Origin of the sequence: Microbacterium sp. BLY, from assembly GCF_017939615.1 — a bacterium.
Lineage (GTDB): Bacteria > Actinomycetota > Actinomycetes > Actinomycetales > Microbacteriaceae > Microbacterium.
This window is the reverse complement of the sequence record NZ_JAGKSR010000001.1, coordinates 240626-252692: the sequence shown is the minus strand read 5'-3', so window position 1 is coordinate 252692 and position 12067 is coordinate 240626. Positions and strand designations below refer to the sequence as shown.

At 70.8% G+C, this 12067-nt stretch carries 13 protein-coding genes and 1 tRNA gene; 7 read left to right on the top strand and 7 right to left on the bottom strand.

Going from position 1 to position 12067, the window contains the following annotated elements:
• Position 1: 1 nt before the first annotated feature.
• Positions 2-1069, bottom strand: a complete 1068-nt coding sequence (locus KAF39_RS01355) for a low specificity L-threonine aldolase (RefSeq protein WP_210675610.1) — start codon at positions 1067-1069, stop codon at positions 2-4.
• A 59-nt stretch (positions 1070-1128) separates the two neighbouring features.
• Here KAF39_RS01355 and KAF39_RS01350 point away from each other — a divergent pair, with 59 nt between their 5' ends.
• The gene (locus KAF39_RS01350; protein WP_210675609.1) at positions 1129-2568 is read left to right on the top strand and encodes an MFS transporter; all 1440 of its coding nucleotides are present in this window, start codon (positions 1129-1131) and stop codon (positions 2566-2568) included.
• Between the two features lie 19 nt (positions 2569-2587).
• On the opposite strand, the gene KAF39_RS01345 is transcribed toward KAF39_RS01350, so the two are convergent.
• The gene (locus tag KAF39_RS01345; RefSeq protein ID WP_210675608.1) at positions 2588-3247 is read right to left on the bottom strand and encodes an SDR family NAD(P)-dependent oxidoreductase; all 660 of its coding nucleotides are present in this window, start codon (positions 3245-3247) and stop codon (positions 2588-2590) included.
• A 102-nt stretch (positions 3248-3349) separates the two neighbouring features.
• Entirely contained in the window at positions 3350-4801 is a 1452-nt protein-coding gene (locus KAF39_RS01340; protein ID WP_210675607.1) for a DUF6421 family protein, read from the bottom strand.
• A 72-nt stretch (positions 4802-4873) separates the two neighbouring features.
• On the opposite strand from KAF39_RS01340, the gene KAF39_RS01335 reads away from it, so the two are divergent.
• From KAF39_RS01335 to KAF39_RS01325, 3 genes are all read left to right on the top strand, one after another.
• Positions 4874-5332 (top strand): Lrp/AsnC family transcriptional regulator, encoded by a 459-nt coding sequence (locus tag KAF39_RS01335; protein ID WP_210675606.1) that lies wholly within the window; start codon positions 4874-4876, stop codon positions 5330-5332.
• A gap of 61 nt (positions 5333-5393) precedes the next feature.
• Positions 5394-5684, top strand: coding sequence for a DUF4287 domain-containing protein (locus KAF39_RS01330; RefSeq protein ID WP_210675605.1), 291 nt, complete (start codon positions 5394-5396; stop codon positions 5682-5684).
• Positions 5685-5720: 36 nt separating this feature from the next.
• Positions 5721-6689: a 1,4-dihydroxy-2-naphthoate polyprenyltransferase gene (locus KAF39_RS01325; RefSeq protein WP_210675604.1), complete on the top strand. Its 969-nt coding sequence runs from the start codon at positions 5721-5723 to the stop codon at positions 6687-6689.
• Positions 6690-6903: 214 nt separating this feature from the next.
• Here KAF39_RS01325 and KAF39_RS01320 read toward each other — a convergent pair whose 3' ends face one another.
• The 3 genes from KAF39_RS01320 to KAF39_RS01310 all read right to left on the bottom strand — a co-directional run bounded on the left by KAF39_RS01320 (position 6904) and on the right by KAF39_RS01310 (position 9303).
• Positions 6904-7194, bottom strand: a complete 291-nt coding sequence (locus KAF39_RS01320; RefSeq protein ID WP_210675603.1) for a DUF4229 domain-containing protein — start codon at positions 7192-7194, stop codon at positions 6904-6906.
• Positions 7195-7203: 9 nt separating this feature from the next.
• Positions 7204-8100 carry a hypothetical protein gene (locus tag KAF39_RS01315; RefSeq protein WP_210675602.1) on the bottom strand — a complete coding sequence of 299 codons (897 nt, stop codon included), beginning with the start codon at positions 8098-8100 and terminating at the stop codon, positions 7204-7206.
• 375 nt (positions 8101-8475) lie between these two features.
• The gene (locus KAF39_RS01310; protein ID WP_210677900.1) at positions 8476-9303 is read right to left on the bottom strand and encodes an SDR family oxidoreductase; all 828 of its coding nucleotides are present in this window, start codon (positions 9301-9303) and stop codon (positions 8476-8478) included.
• 221 nt (positions 9304-9524) lie between these two features.
• Between KAF39_RS01310 and KAF39_RS01305 the strand changes: the two genes are divergently transcribed.
• Positions 9525-9600: transfer RNA gene (locus KAF39_RS01305), tRNA-Met, on the top strand.
• Between the two features lie 38 nt (positions 9601-9638).
• Complete coding sequence (gene arfB, locus KAF39_RS01300) at positions 9639-10079, top strand: alternative ribosome rescue aminoacyl-tRNA hydrolase ArfB (protein WP_210675601.1); 441 nt, start codon at positions 9639-9641, stop codon at positions 10077-10079.
• On the opposite strand, the gene KAF39_RS01295 is transcribed toward arfB, so the two are convergent.
• Complete coding sequence (locus tag KAF39_RS01295; RefSeq protein ID WP_210675600.1) at positions 10045-10710, bottom strand: TetR/AcrR family transcriptional regulator; 666 nt, start codon at positions 10708-10710, stop codon at positions 10045-10047. The two genes, arfB and KAF39_RS01295, sit on opposite strands and share 35 nt — an antisense overlap.
• 70 nt (positions 10711-10780) lie before the next feature.
• Between KAF39_RS01295 and KAF39_RS01290 the strand changes: the two genes are divergently transcribed.
• A complete protein-coding gene (locus KAF39_RS01290) occupies positions 10781-12064 on the top strand; it encodes an MFS transporter (protein WP_246878199.1) in 1284 nt (427 codons plus the stop codon).
• Positions 12065-12067: the final 3 nt, after the last annotated feature.

Here is a 12067-nt window from a genome sequence, read left to right as displayed (position 1 = left end):
TTCAGGGGCGCGTGAGGCGGGCGAGGGCGTCGACGAAGGCGTCGACGTCGGACTCCTCGGTGTCGAAGCCGCACATCCAGCGCACCTCGCGCCGCGACGCGTCCCAGTCGTAGAAGCGGAACACGTCGCGCAGCTGATCGGCCACGCCCTCGGGGAGGGTCGCGAACACGCCGTTCGCCTGCGTCGGCTGCGTGAACTCCACCCCGGCGATCGAACCGTCGGCCACACCGGCCTCGATCCGCGCGCGGAGGCGCGCCGCCATGGCGTTGGCGTGCCGAGCGTTTCGGAGCCACAGGTCGCCGTCGAGCAGGGCGATGAGCTGGGCCGAGACGAACCGCATCTTCGACGACAGCTGCATGTTGAACTTGCGGGCGTAGTTGAGGCCGACGGCGGCGTCCGGGTTCAGCACGACGATCGCTTCGCCGAGCATGGCGCCGTTCTTCGTGCCGCCGAAGGTGAGCACGTCAACCCCGACGTCCGTCGTGAACGCCCGCAGCGGGAGGTCGAGGGCGGCGGCCGCGTTCGACAGCCGCGCACCGTCGACGTGCAGCTTCATGCCGCGCGCGTGGGCGTGGTCGGCGATCGTGCGGATCTCGTCCGCGGTGTAGAGGGTGCCGAGCTCGGTGGACTGCGTGATCGAGACCACGAGCGGCTGCGCCCGGTGCTCATCGCCCCAGCCCCAGGCTTCGCGGTCGATGAGCTCGGGCGTGAGCTTGCCGTCCTCCGTGGGGACGGTGAGGAGCTTGAAGCCGCCGATCTTCTCGGGCGCCCCGCCCTCGTCGACGTTGATGTGCGCGGTCGAGGCCGCGATCACGGCCCCCCAGCGCGGCAGCATCGACTGCAGGCCGGTGACGTTCGCCCCGGTGCCGTTGAACACGGGGTACGCGGCGGCGGTGTCGCCGAAGTGCGCCTGGAACACCTCCTGGAGGCGGGCGGTGTAGGCGTCCTCGCCGTAGGCGACCTGGTGGCCCCCGTTCGCGGCCGCGAGGGCCGCCAGGACCTCGGGGTGGATGCCGGAGTAGTTGTCACTGGCGAAGCCCCGGATGGCGGGGTCGTGCGGGATGCTCACCGGACAAGCCTAATCGCCTTCCCCTACCGGATGTCCGTGCCCCGCTCTACCCTCATCCCATGGAGCGCAGCGCGGCCAAGACCGCTTTCGCGAACGTCCTCGTCAACACGCTGATCGCCAACGTCACGACGAGCTTCCTGTGGTTCGCCCTCACGTTCTGGGTCTACATCGAGACCCGGTCGGTGTTGGCCACTGGCATCATCGGCGGTGCGTACATGCTGTTCGTCGCGTTCTTCGCGATGATGTTCGGCACGATCGTCGACAGGCACCGCAAGCATCGGGTCATGCTCCTGTCGAGCGTCATCTCGGCGGCGGCGTTCCTCGTCGCGGGCGTGCTCTACCTGTGGCAGCCCGAGGCGTCGCTGCTCGACCTCGGCGGGCCGTGGTTCTGGCTGTTCTCGGGGGTCATCCTGTTCGGCGGGGTCATCGAGCAACTCCGCAACATCGCGCTGTCCACCACGGTCACGCTGCTCGTGCCGGAGGAGAGACGGGCCAACGCGAACGGCCTCGTCGGCACGGTGCAGGGCATCGCCTTCCTCGTCACGAGCGTCTTCTCGGGTCTCTCGATCGGGTTCCTCGGCATGGGCTGGACGCTGGCGATCGCGATCGCGGCGATGGCGCTCACGTTCGCGCATCTCCTGTTCATCCGGATCCCGGAGACGGAGCCCGAGGTCGACCCCGAGGCGAAGAGCGCCGTCGACTTCCGGGGCAGCGTCCGGGCGATCCGCCAGGCCCCCGGCCTGTTCGCGCTCATCGTCTTCTCGACGTTCAACAACCTCATCGGCGGCGTCTACATGGCGCTCATGGACCCGTACGGACTCACCCTGTTCAACGCGCAGATGTGGGGGTTCGCCCTGGCCTTCGCGTCGACCGGATTCCTCATCGGCGGCGGTCTCGTGGCCAAGTTCGGCCTGGGCCGCAAGCCGGTGCGCACGATGCTGCTCGTCGTGATCGCGATGGGCGTCCTCGGGGCGATCTTCATGCTGCGCGAATGGTGGCCGCTGTATGTGCTGGGCATGTGGCTGTACATGGCGCTCGTGCCGCCCGTCGAGGCCGCCGAGCAGACCGTGATCCAGAAGGTGGTGCCGTTCGCGCGGCAGGGACGGGTGTTCGGCACGGCGGCGGCGATGGAGGCGGCGGCCGCCCCGATCACGGCGTTCCTGATCGCCCCGATCGCCGAGTTCTTCGTGATCCCGTACATGGACAGCGCGCGGGGGCAGCGGCAGTGGGGGTGGCTGCTCGGCGAGGGCGAGGCGCGGGGCATCGCGTTGATCTGCCTCTTCGCGGGGCTGATCATGGTCGTGGCCGCGACCCTCGCGTTCTTCACCCGGTCGTACCGCACGCTCACCGCGCTGTACGCCACCGCCCCGGATCCTGCTCCCGAAGAGACGGAGGGCGACGAACCGGCCGCCGACGCCGGGGAGGGAGCGAGCGACAGCCCGACCAGGCACCGCGACGCCCCGCCGATCGTCCCGGGAATACCGCCCGAGTCCCGCTGATGCGTGCGCGGGTCGAGGCTCAGCCCAGGTCGAGCACCCGGTCGTTGAGGTCTGCGGCGTCGGCGTCCCAGAGTCCGACGAGACGCGCGGCGAGGGCGTCGGGATCGAGCGCCTTGGCGCGGAACACGACGGCAGCGGCGCGCAGCGGTTCGTCGGCCTCGCGCGCCGCCTTGGAGAAGCCCTGGGCGACGGCACGGGTCCAGGCCTCGCTCGCCGCCTTGACCGCTGCGTAGTTCGCTCCGCCGGCGAGGGGTCGGGCGACAGCGGTGGACGAGACGATCGCGAACCGTCCGGCGGGGGAGGCGCGGAGCCGGGCGTCGAAGGCACGGCTCGTCGCCCGCACGGCCTCCAGCGCCGGCAGCAGTGCCGCGAAGTCGTCGTCCCTCTGCCCGGCGAGGCCGCCGCCACCCCGCCAGCCGCCCACGAGCGGCACCACCGCGTCGACCGTGTCGAGCCGACCGGCGAGCGCGGTCATCTCGGCGGGGGAGGTGGCGTCGGCGACGACGGTCTCCGCGCCGGCGTCAGCGAGAGGGCACAGGCGTTCGGCGGAGCGTCCCGTGACGATCACCCGGGCGCCGGCATCGCGCAGGGCACGGGTCGCGGCGAGGCCCGCGGCGCTCGTTGCCCCGGCCAGCACGACCACGCGGTCCCGGGCTCCCTGGCTCGTCGGCGTCGTCATGCGGTGTCCTCTCGGTCGGAGATGCCTCTGCGGCCGGACCCGGGATCCGGGTCTCCGGCCGCAGAGGGGGTGCGCCCCAGCGTCACAGCGGAGCGGTGCGGATCAGTCGTCCGTACCGCGGATGCCGACCGTCGACTCGATGACCGGCTTCATCTTCTTGTCCAGCGTCTCGAAGAACATCGACAGCGGGAACTCGTCGTCCAGCACGGCGTCGGTGTATCCCTTCGGCGCTCCGGCGAGGATCTCGTCCGGCAGACCGCGCGCCCACTGCGACGCAGGATGCGGAGTCAGCGTGCCGCGGACCAGCTCGTAGGCGGCGAGCCAGTGCGCGACCTTCGGGCGGTCGATCGAGTGCCAGTACAGGTCGTCGATCGCGTCGCCGAGGGCGACCACCGCGTCCGGAACGTTCTCCCAGTCGAAGGCGAGGGCCGTGTCGGTCCAGTGCAGGACGCCGCGCTGGTGCAGCCACGCGAACAGGAGCTGGCCGCCCACCGCGTCGTAGTTGCGCACGCGGGTGCCGGTGATGGCGAAGCGGAAGATGCGGTCGAAGATGACGGCGTACTGCACGAGGTGCGCGTACTCGTGCATCTCGCGCTCGGTCTCCGTGAGCTCCTCGCCCGCGGCGACTCGGGCGTCGAGCGCCCGCTCGATCTTCACCGATTCGCGGAACGCCGTCATGTCGCAGCGCATCTCCTCCAGCGAGTAGAGGAAGAACGGCATCCGCTGCTTGATCATGAACGGGTCGAAGGGCAGGTCCCCGCGCATGTGGGTGCGGTCGTGGATGATGTCCCACATCACGAACGTCTTCTCGGCGATCTCCTGATCCTCGAGCATCGCCGCCGCACGCTCCGGGAGGTCGAGGTTGGTGATGCCGGCGGCCGCACGGACCACGCGGCGGTAACGGGCGGCCTCGCGGTCCTGGAAGATCGCTCCCCACGTGAAGGTCGGGATCTCGCGCATGGCGACGGTCTCCGGGAAGAGCACCGCGGAGTTCGTGTCGTACCCGGGGGTGAAGTCCACGAGGCGCAGCGAGACGAAGAGCTTGTTGCCGTAGTCGCCGGCCTCGAGCGCCGCGATGAACTCCGGCCAGATGGTCTCGACGATGAGCGCCTCGACCAGGCGGTCGCTGGAGCCGTTCTGCGTGTACATCGGGAAGACCACGAGGTGTCGGATGCCGTCGATGCGGTGCTGCTGCGGCTGGAACGCCACGAGCGAGTCGAGGAAGTCGGGCACGCCGAAGCCCTCGGACGCCCAGCGCTCGAAGTCGGCGACGGAGGCCGCGAGGTAGTCCGCGTCGTGCGGGAAGGCGGGGGCGAGGGCCCGGATCGCGGCGGTGATCTCCCCGACGAGCGCCGTCGCCTGGTCCTGGGTCGCTGAGCTTGTCGAAGCGCCAGGGATCGAGCCGTCCTTGATCTGCAGCTCGCGGAGGGCGATCGCGGCCCGCTTGAGCTGCGCCCAGGCGGCGGAGTTCTCCGCGATCGACGCGTCCTCGACGACCTCGGGTTCGCCGACGACGGCCTGGACAGCGGAACTGTTGGCGGAAACGAGGGACATCGGAACCTCCGATCGCAGTGAAAGACGGAAAGATTCCGGCAATAACGGAATCCTGACGATAATCTTACAGCCATGGATGATTCTGTCGACCGTGCGATCCTGGCGACCATCTCCCGCGACGGGCGGGCGACGCTGTCGCAGCTCTCCGACGCCGTGGGGCTCTCCGTGTCGGCGGTGCAGTCCCGCCTGCGGAGGCTCGAGACGCGCGGGGTGATCGCCGGTTACCGGGCGGTGCTCGACCCCGAGCAGGTGGGCACCCCGCTCTCCGCCTTCATCGAGATCACCCCGCTCGATCCGGCCCAGCCCGACAACGCCCCGGAGCTCCTGGAGCACCTCGACGCCATCGAGGCGTGCCACTCCATCGCCGGCGACGCGAGCTACATGCTCTTCGTCCGGGTGCCGACGCCGCGCGATCTGGAGCAGCTCGTCCGCGATGTGCGCCTCGCGGCGAACGTGAGCACCCGCACGACCGTGGTGCTGCAGACCTACTACGAGCACCGCCCGATCATCCCCGTCGCCACCGCCGATTAGACCGGCCCGCGTGGGATCATCATCCCGACGGTCCTCGCGGGGACGGAGAACGGAGAGAAGCATGTCCTTCCAGGCGTACCTCGACAAGGTCGAGACCCAGACCGGCCTCACGCCGCGGCAGTTCATCGCCCTCGCTCACGAGCAGGGGTTCGACGAGAGCACGAAGTCCACCGTGGTCCTGAACTGGCTGAAGGAGGAGTACGGCCTCGGCCACGGCCACGCGCAGGCGATGGTCCACGTCATCCTGAAGGGGCCGAAGATCAGCGACAAGCACGTCGGCACCACGGGGACGCATGCCGACAAGACCGACGAGCTCTGGCTCGACGGCAAGGACAGCAACCCGCACCGCTGAGCTCGTCGCATCGCCGCGACGACTAGGCTTCCGTGGGTGGCAGCATCCTCCCAGCGCAAGAAGAAGTCCGGTCGTCGCACCCCGCCGCGCACCAGCGGCAACCCGGCTAAGCGGCCGGTCGTCGAGGCCGGGCCGGTGACCGCCGCCGACTGGATCGGCGCCGCTCGTCTGCGCACGCTGCCCCTCGCGATCGCCCCCGTCGTCATCGGCACCGGCGCCGCGCGCAGCACGGGGCCCGAGTTCCATTGGGTGATCGCCCTCGCGTGCCTCGCCGTGGCGGTCCTGCTGCAGATCGGCGTGAACTTCACCAACGACTACAGCGACGGCATCCGCGGCACCGACGCCCATCGGGTCGGCCCCGCACGGCTCACGGCGTCCGGACGGGTGAAGCCGCGGACGGTGCTCGTCATCGGCCTCGTCTTCTTCGCGCTCGCCGCGGTGGTCGGTATCGCGATCGTCGTGAGGACCGGGCAGTGGTGGATGCTCGCGGTCGGCGCCGCCTGCATCGTCGCCGCGTGGTTCTACACCGGCGGCAAGCGGCCGTACGGGTACTACGGCCTCGGCGAGGTCTTCGTCTTCGTGTTCTTCGGGCTCGTCGCCACCCTCGGCACCACCTGGGTGCAGGTCTTCCTGCTCCCGCAGCAGGCTTGGCTGGGAGCGATCGCGGCCGGGCTGTTCGCCTGCGCGGTGCTGCTGGCCAACAACCTCCGCGACATCGATCAGGATCGCGAGGTCGGCAAGCGCACGCTGACGGTGCTGATCGGCCGCCGCGCCACCCAGGTCCTCTTCACGCTCTTCGTGCTCGTGCCGTTCGGCATCGCCGTGTTCCTCGCGTTGCTGTTCCCGATCGCCTGGCTCGCGCTGCTCGCGCTCCTCGCCGGGCTTCCCGCGATCGCCATCGTCTGGACCTACCGGCAGCCGAGGGAACTGGTGATCGCCCTCGCGCTCACCTCCCTGACCTCACTGCTCTACGCCGGGGCCCTGTTCTGGGCCTTCGCCGGCTGACCCGCTCCCCGTCATGCGCCGGGCGGCCCCGGGACTGGTGGGCCGAGATGTCGGTTGAACCTATGGTTCCGCCGAGAGTTTCACGACTCGATCCAACAATCGGATCCACCTCGACCCGGCACGACTTCGGAGGAGGCCGGCGACACGCGGCGGCAGCGACCGGCGGGAGGGCGCGTCGTGGCGGATCTCCGTAGTCGTGCGCGGAGGTCCTGCGTCAGGGGCGGTCGTCGGGGGTGCGGTCGACGAGCTCGTCCTCGGCTTCCGCGTCGGCCTGCGGGCCGGAGGCCTTGCCCTGCCGGCGCTCGTGCAGGCGGGCGGAGGCGTCGGAGAGCGGCGTGCGGAGGAAGAGCATCGAGATGCTCGCGCCGATGAGGGCGGCGAAGATCGCGGCCAGCCACCAGAACTCGCGGAAGATCGGGAAGAAGAACCACAGGATGGCCAGCGGCACGAGGAATGCCAGCAGGCGCAGCACGGTGTAGACGAGGAGGGGGGCGGGCTTCTTCACCCCTTCAGTCTACGTTCGCGGGGCTGTGCGCCCGTCGGGGCGCCGGAGCCCGACCGCCGCGAAGGGGATGCCGCGCACCACACGACGCCAGGGGTGCTCGCCGAGGGTCCACAGGAGCGCGTCATCGGGATCGAGCGCGAGATCCTCGCACCCGATCGGCAGCGCGACGGGGTGGCGGGTGAGCCGGTCGTGGTTCCCGCTCCACAGCACACCGGGGCGGAGGTGGTCGGACTGCGACACGAAGAGGCGGTCGCCCCAGCGCACGACGCCCTGCATGTGCCGGATGCCCGGACGGAAGCGCGCGTGCTCGAGGAAGACGTCGTCCGTCCCCTCGGGGACCGTGAACTCGCCGATCAGGCCGCTGTCGGTGCCGCGATACTCGCCGATGAGGACCCGGGGGAGGGCGGTGCCGTCCGCGTCGAACACGCGTCCGACGAAGGAGCAGCGGAGGGGGACGGGGTGCCGTCGGGTGCGGACGGCGACGACGATCGTCCGCCGATCCCGTCGCCGGTGCCCGCCGACGACCCGTTGTGCGTCGGTGCCGTGCACCCGGCGGAGCGTGCCGAGGTCGAACTCCCAGATGCCCTGGCCCGTCGCGGCGGCGAACAGGCGGTCGCCGAACCAGGCCAGTCCGCCCGCGTGGATCCGGGCGGGCTGCAGGGTGCCGGTGTCGTCGGCGACGGCCAGCACGATGTCGATGCGGCGGGCGCGTTCGCGGTCGACGAGGGTGACGCGGGAGGCGAGGTGTCGGCCGCCGCTGTCCTGGCGGAACCAGCTCACGGCGAGCGCGCGTCGTCCGCGATGCGTGCCCACGTCGATCCCCTGGGGGTACCAGCGTTCGGTCCAGGAGCGCGCGGTCAGCCAGCGCAGCTCGATGCCCCCGCCGCCGCGACGGCGTCGCCGCACCGGGCGCCACATCGTTCTCCACGGCCACCGCATGCGTCCATCGTCGCCGATGGGAGAGGGCGGCGCGAATTTTCACGGATTGACCTAGGTCGATTCGCGCGATCCGACAGACGGTTGTATCGTGTTACGTGTTGAGTGTTGATCTTCATGGAGTCGCTCTCGACGACGCCTCGCGGTCCGCTGGTGGGGGCCAGTACCGCCGCGGGGTGGCCGTCACCGCACGGTGGCGGTTATGACCGGGTGCTCGCATCCGGCAGTGCACCGCACTGGGGGTGTGGCTCGTTCGGGTGCGGGCCACACCTCAGCGTGCGCCTCGCGACGTCACCCTGCCCCGCACCAGGGGTTCGATCCGGCGGTAGCCCGGACCGCCCGCTCTCAGACCGTGCGCCAGTCGTGGCTCTCGATCGCCGCGCCCGCCTGCGGGCCCATCTGGAGCATCCCCCCGTCGATCACGACCGAGGCGCCGGTGATGTAGGCGGCCTCCGGGGAGGCGAGGAACGCGATCAGTGCCGCGACCTCGCGGGCGTCGCCGGGGCGTCCGAGCGGGATGCCGGGCCGGTCCTCGGCGTGCGGGTCGGTGTCGGTCTGACCGGTCATCGGAGTCGCGATCTCGCCCGGAGCGACGCTGACCGCGCTGATCCCGTACCGGCCCAGCTCGAGCGCGAGGTTCTTCATGAGCCCGCCGAGCCCGTGCTTGGCGGTGTCATAGGCGCTCGCCCCCACCATCGGCTGGTGCTCGTGCACGCTGGTGACGGAGATGAGACGGCCGCCGCGGCCGGCTGCGACCATCGACCGTGCGGCGCGCTGCAGGCAGACGAAGGCACCGGTGAGGTCGGTGTCGAGCACCCGGTTCCACTCGTCGAGAGTGACGTCGAGGAACGGGGTCTGAAGCCCGGCCCCGGCGTTGTTGACGAAGACGTCGACGCCGCCGAGCTCTGCGATCAGCGCGTCGACCACGTCGCCGCAGGCCGGGATGTCGGACGCGTCGAGCTGCGCGACGACCGCGCGGGCGCCGTGGCTGCGCACCTCGTCGGCGGTTGCCTGGGCGCCGGCTTCGTCGCTGTGCCAGGTGATGCCGACGTCGATTCCGGCGGCGGCGAGGGCCACGGCGGTCGCGCGGCCGATGCCGGAGTCGGCTCCGGTCACGATCGCGCGGCGGGCCTCGGCCTCCAGGCGGGCCTGCGGCTCGCCGGTCTCGGCCATCGGGGTCGGGGTCTTGTCGTTGTGCTGAGATTCGGACATGTCGGCCTCCTGCTCGGGCGTCATCGGTCCGAGCGACGGTACGGCGGACGCGCTCCGCGGTCGAACCGGTTGACGGCGCGCGACGGCGGCGCTAGCCCCCCGCTGTCATCCGAGGACTCACGGTGTCATCCCAGGCAACGGCCCTGGTGGGGATGGTCACGGCCGGGTAACGTCATCCCCATCGCGGCGATCCGGGCGGTCCCGGGCCCCGGCTCATATCCGGAGGCGCTGCGGGTTCGACTCCCGCCGTCGCGTCCACTCAGCCTCCTCGGCCGCTCATCCCGGATGATGGAGGCATGCCTTCCGCCCCGCGCTCCGGACTCCGGGTCTCCGCGGGTCTGACGATCCCGGAGTCCGAGCTGTCGTGGCGGTTCTCGCGATCCTCGGGGCCCGGCGGTCAGGGGGTGAACACCACCGATTCCCGGGTCGAGCTCGTCTGGGACGCGGCGCGGTCCGCGGCTCTCTCGCCGACGCAGCGCGACCGACTCCTCGATCGGCTCCGCGGGCGGCTGGTCGACGGCGTGCTGACGGTCGCCTCGTCCGAGCATCGGGCGCAGCTGCGCAACCGCGAGGCGGCGAGGGAGCGGCTGGCGGCGCTGATCGCGGAGGGCGTGCGCCCGCCGGTGGCGCCGCGGCGCGCGACGAAGCCGAGCAGAGGATCGAAGGAGCGTCGGCTGACGGCGAAGCATCGCCGCACGGACGTCAAGAGCCTGCGACGGCGCCCCCGGGAGGACTGACGTCGGCGTCCGGGACCGCGTCCCGGGGCGCGGTGAGGCGGTCCTCGATCGGTGCCCAGCCGTGCTCCAGCAGGGCGGATCCTGCTTCGAGCACCTTCTGCTGATCCTCGCTCTCGGTGACGAGGATCTGCATCTGCAGGACGAACCGGGCGTACACGCGGATCTCGGGCGTCGGGGCGGCGAGGTCGAGCTCCTCGGCGATGGCGTCCGCGAGCGCATCCTCGTGCCGCAGCCACATCTTCGATGCGTACTCCCGGAGCGCCGGGGTCTCGGTGAGGAAGCGCAGGAAGACGCGGGCGACGTCATCGCCGTGCTCGTCGAGGTTGGCGCCGACCTCCGCGGCGTAGAAGTCGTGGATCGCGCGATTGATCGTGACGCCGGCCTGGCGCTCGCGGACGGCCGCGACGAGGCGGTCGCGCTGCTCGTCGTCCTCGTCGAACACGAGGGCTTCCTTCTGGGGGAAGTGGGCGAAGACCGTCGTGGGGGAGACGTCGGCGGCGTCGGCGACCTCGCGGATGCTGACGTTGTCGAATCCGCGTTCCAGGAACATCCGCGTGGCCACGTCGGAGATGTTCTTGCGGGTCGCGGCCTTCTTGCGCTCGCGGCGGCCCAGGGGCGGGGGCGTCGTCATGCGGCCACCCTATCGCGCACCCGACCAGAAAGTGTATTGACACCAAAACTGGTATCGCTACACTTTCGGTATGACTTCACCTCACCTCCCCGTCCGCGGCGCCGGCCGCGCCTGGGTCATGCTCGTCGTCCTGACGATGCTCACGGTCATCGGCATGACCGTCGTCCTTCCCGTGCTGCCGTTCGTCGTGCTGCAGTACGTCACCCACGAGCACGACCTCGCGCTGTGGGTCGGCGTGCTCGAAGCGGTCAACGGCCTGTGCGCGTTCCTCGCCGCCCCGCTCCTCGGCCGGCTCTCGGACCGGTTCGGACGACGCCCGGTCATCATCGTCGCGGCGTTCGGTGCGGCCTTCTCCATGACGCTGTTCGGAGTGGGCGGGGCGCTCTGGGTGCTCGTGCTCGCCCGCGTCATCCAGGGGCTGACCGCCGGAGACCTCCCCGCCCTGTTCGCCTACCTCGCCGACATCACGCCCCCGGAGAAGCGTGCGCAGCGCTTCGGGCTCCTCGGCGCGCTCACGGGCATCGGCACCATGATCGGGCCCGCCATCGGCGGTCTCCTCGCCGCGATCGATCTGCGCCTGCCGGTGTTCCTCACCGCCGCCGTCGGCCTGACGATCGCGATCCTCAGCATCGTCCTCCTGCCCGAGAGCCTGCGACCCGAGAACCGGATCGCCCGGATCGCGCTGCGCGACGTCCAGCCCTTCGGCGTCTTCCGGACCGCCTTCCGCCGCCCGGAGCTGCGCGGGCTGATGATCGCGTTCGGGCTGCTCGCTCTGCCGTTCGGGTTCTTCGTGAACAACTTCAGCGTGCTCGCCCTCGACAGCATCCAATGGGGGCCCACGCAGATCGGACTGCTCACGGCGGGCGTCGGCATCATCGACATCCTCATCCAGGGCGTGCTGCTCGGCTTCCTCCTGCGGAGGATGGGCGAGCGCGGCGTGATCGTGAGCGCCATCGTCGCGCAGGCGATCGGCCTCGCCGGCCTCGCGATCGTCGCATCGCTGCTCGCCCAGCCCTGGCTGTTCATCGTCGGGGCGCTCCTGCTCGCGGCCGGTCAAGGGGCGGCGCAGGCCGCGATGGACGGCGCGATGTCCAACGCGGTCGGCGACGACGAGCAGGGATGGCTCGGCGGTGCCACCCAGTCCCTCACCGCGGCGATGAACACCGTCGCCCCGCTGATCGCCGCGGCGCTGTACACCGTCGTCAGCCACGCCGCCCCCTACTGGCTGGGAGTCGGCATCATGCTCGTCGCCGTCCTGGTCGTCGCCCGGGCGCACATCGCGAACACGGCGAAGCGTCCCGCGGACGCGAGGGAGGCGGGCGCCGCCCCCGCACTCGCGGAGACCCCCAGGTGACGG

What these genes read in the sequence shown, in the direction of transcription:
- KAF39_RS01350 (WP_210675609.1), top strand. Translation starts at nt 1,129, where the DNA reads ATGGAGCGCAGCGCGGCCAAGACCGCTTTCGCGAACGTCCTCGTCAAC.
- KAF39_RS01340 (WP_210675607.1), bottom strand. Translation starts at nt 4,801, where the DNA reads ATGTCCCTCGTTTCCGCCAACAGTTCCGCTGTCCAGGCCGTCGTCGGC.
- KAF39_RS01295 (WP_210675600.1), bottom strand. Translation starts at nt 10,710, where the DNA reads ATGACGACGCCCCCGCCCCTGGGCCGCCGCGAGCGCAAGAAGGCCGCG.
- KAF39_RS01335 (WP_210675606.1), top strand. Translation starts at nt 4,874, where the DNA reads ATGGATGATTCTGTCGACCGTGCGATCCTGGCGACCATCTCCCGCGAC.
- KAF39_RS01345 (WP_210675608.1), bottom strand. Translation starts at nt 3,247, where the DNA reads ATGACGACGCCGACGAGCCAGGGAGCCCGGGACCGCGTGGTCGTGCTG.
- KAF39_RS01330 (WP_210675605.1), top strand. Translation starts at nt 5,394, where the DNA reads ATGTCCTTCCAGGCGTACCTCGACAAGGTCGAGACCCAGACCGGCCTC.
- KAF39_RS01310 (WP_210677900.1), bottom strand. Translation starts at nt 9,303, where the DNA reads ATGGCCGAGACCGGCGAGCCGCAGGCCCGCCTGGAGGCCGAGGCCCGC.
- arfB (WP_210675601.1), top strand. Translation starts at nt 9,639, where the DNA reads ATGCCTTCCGCCCCGCGCTCCGGACTCCGGGTCTCCGCGGGTCTGACG.
- KAF39_RS01290 (WP_246878199.1), top strand. Translation starts at nt 10,781, where the DNA reads ATGACTTCACCTCACCTCCCCGTCCGCGGCGCCGGCCGCGCCTGGGTC.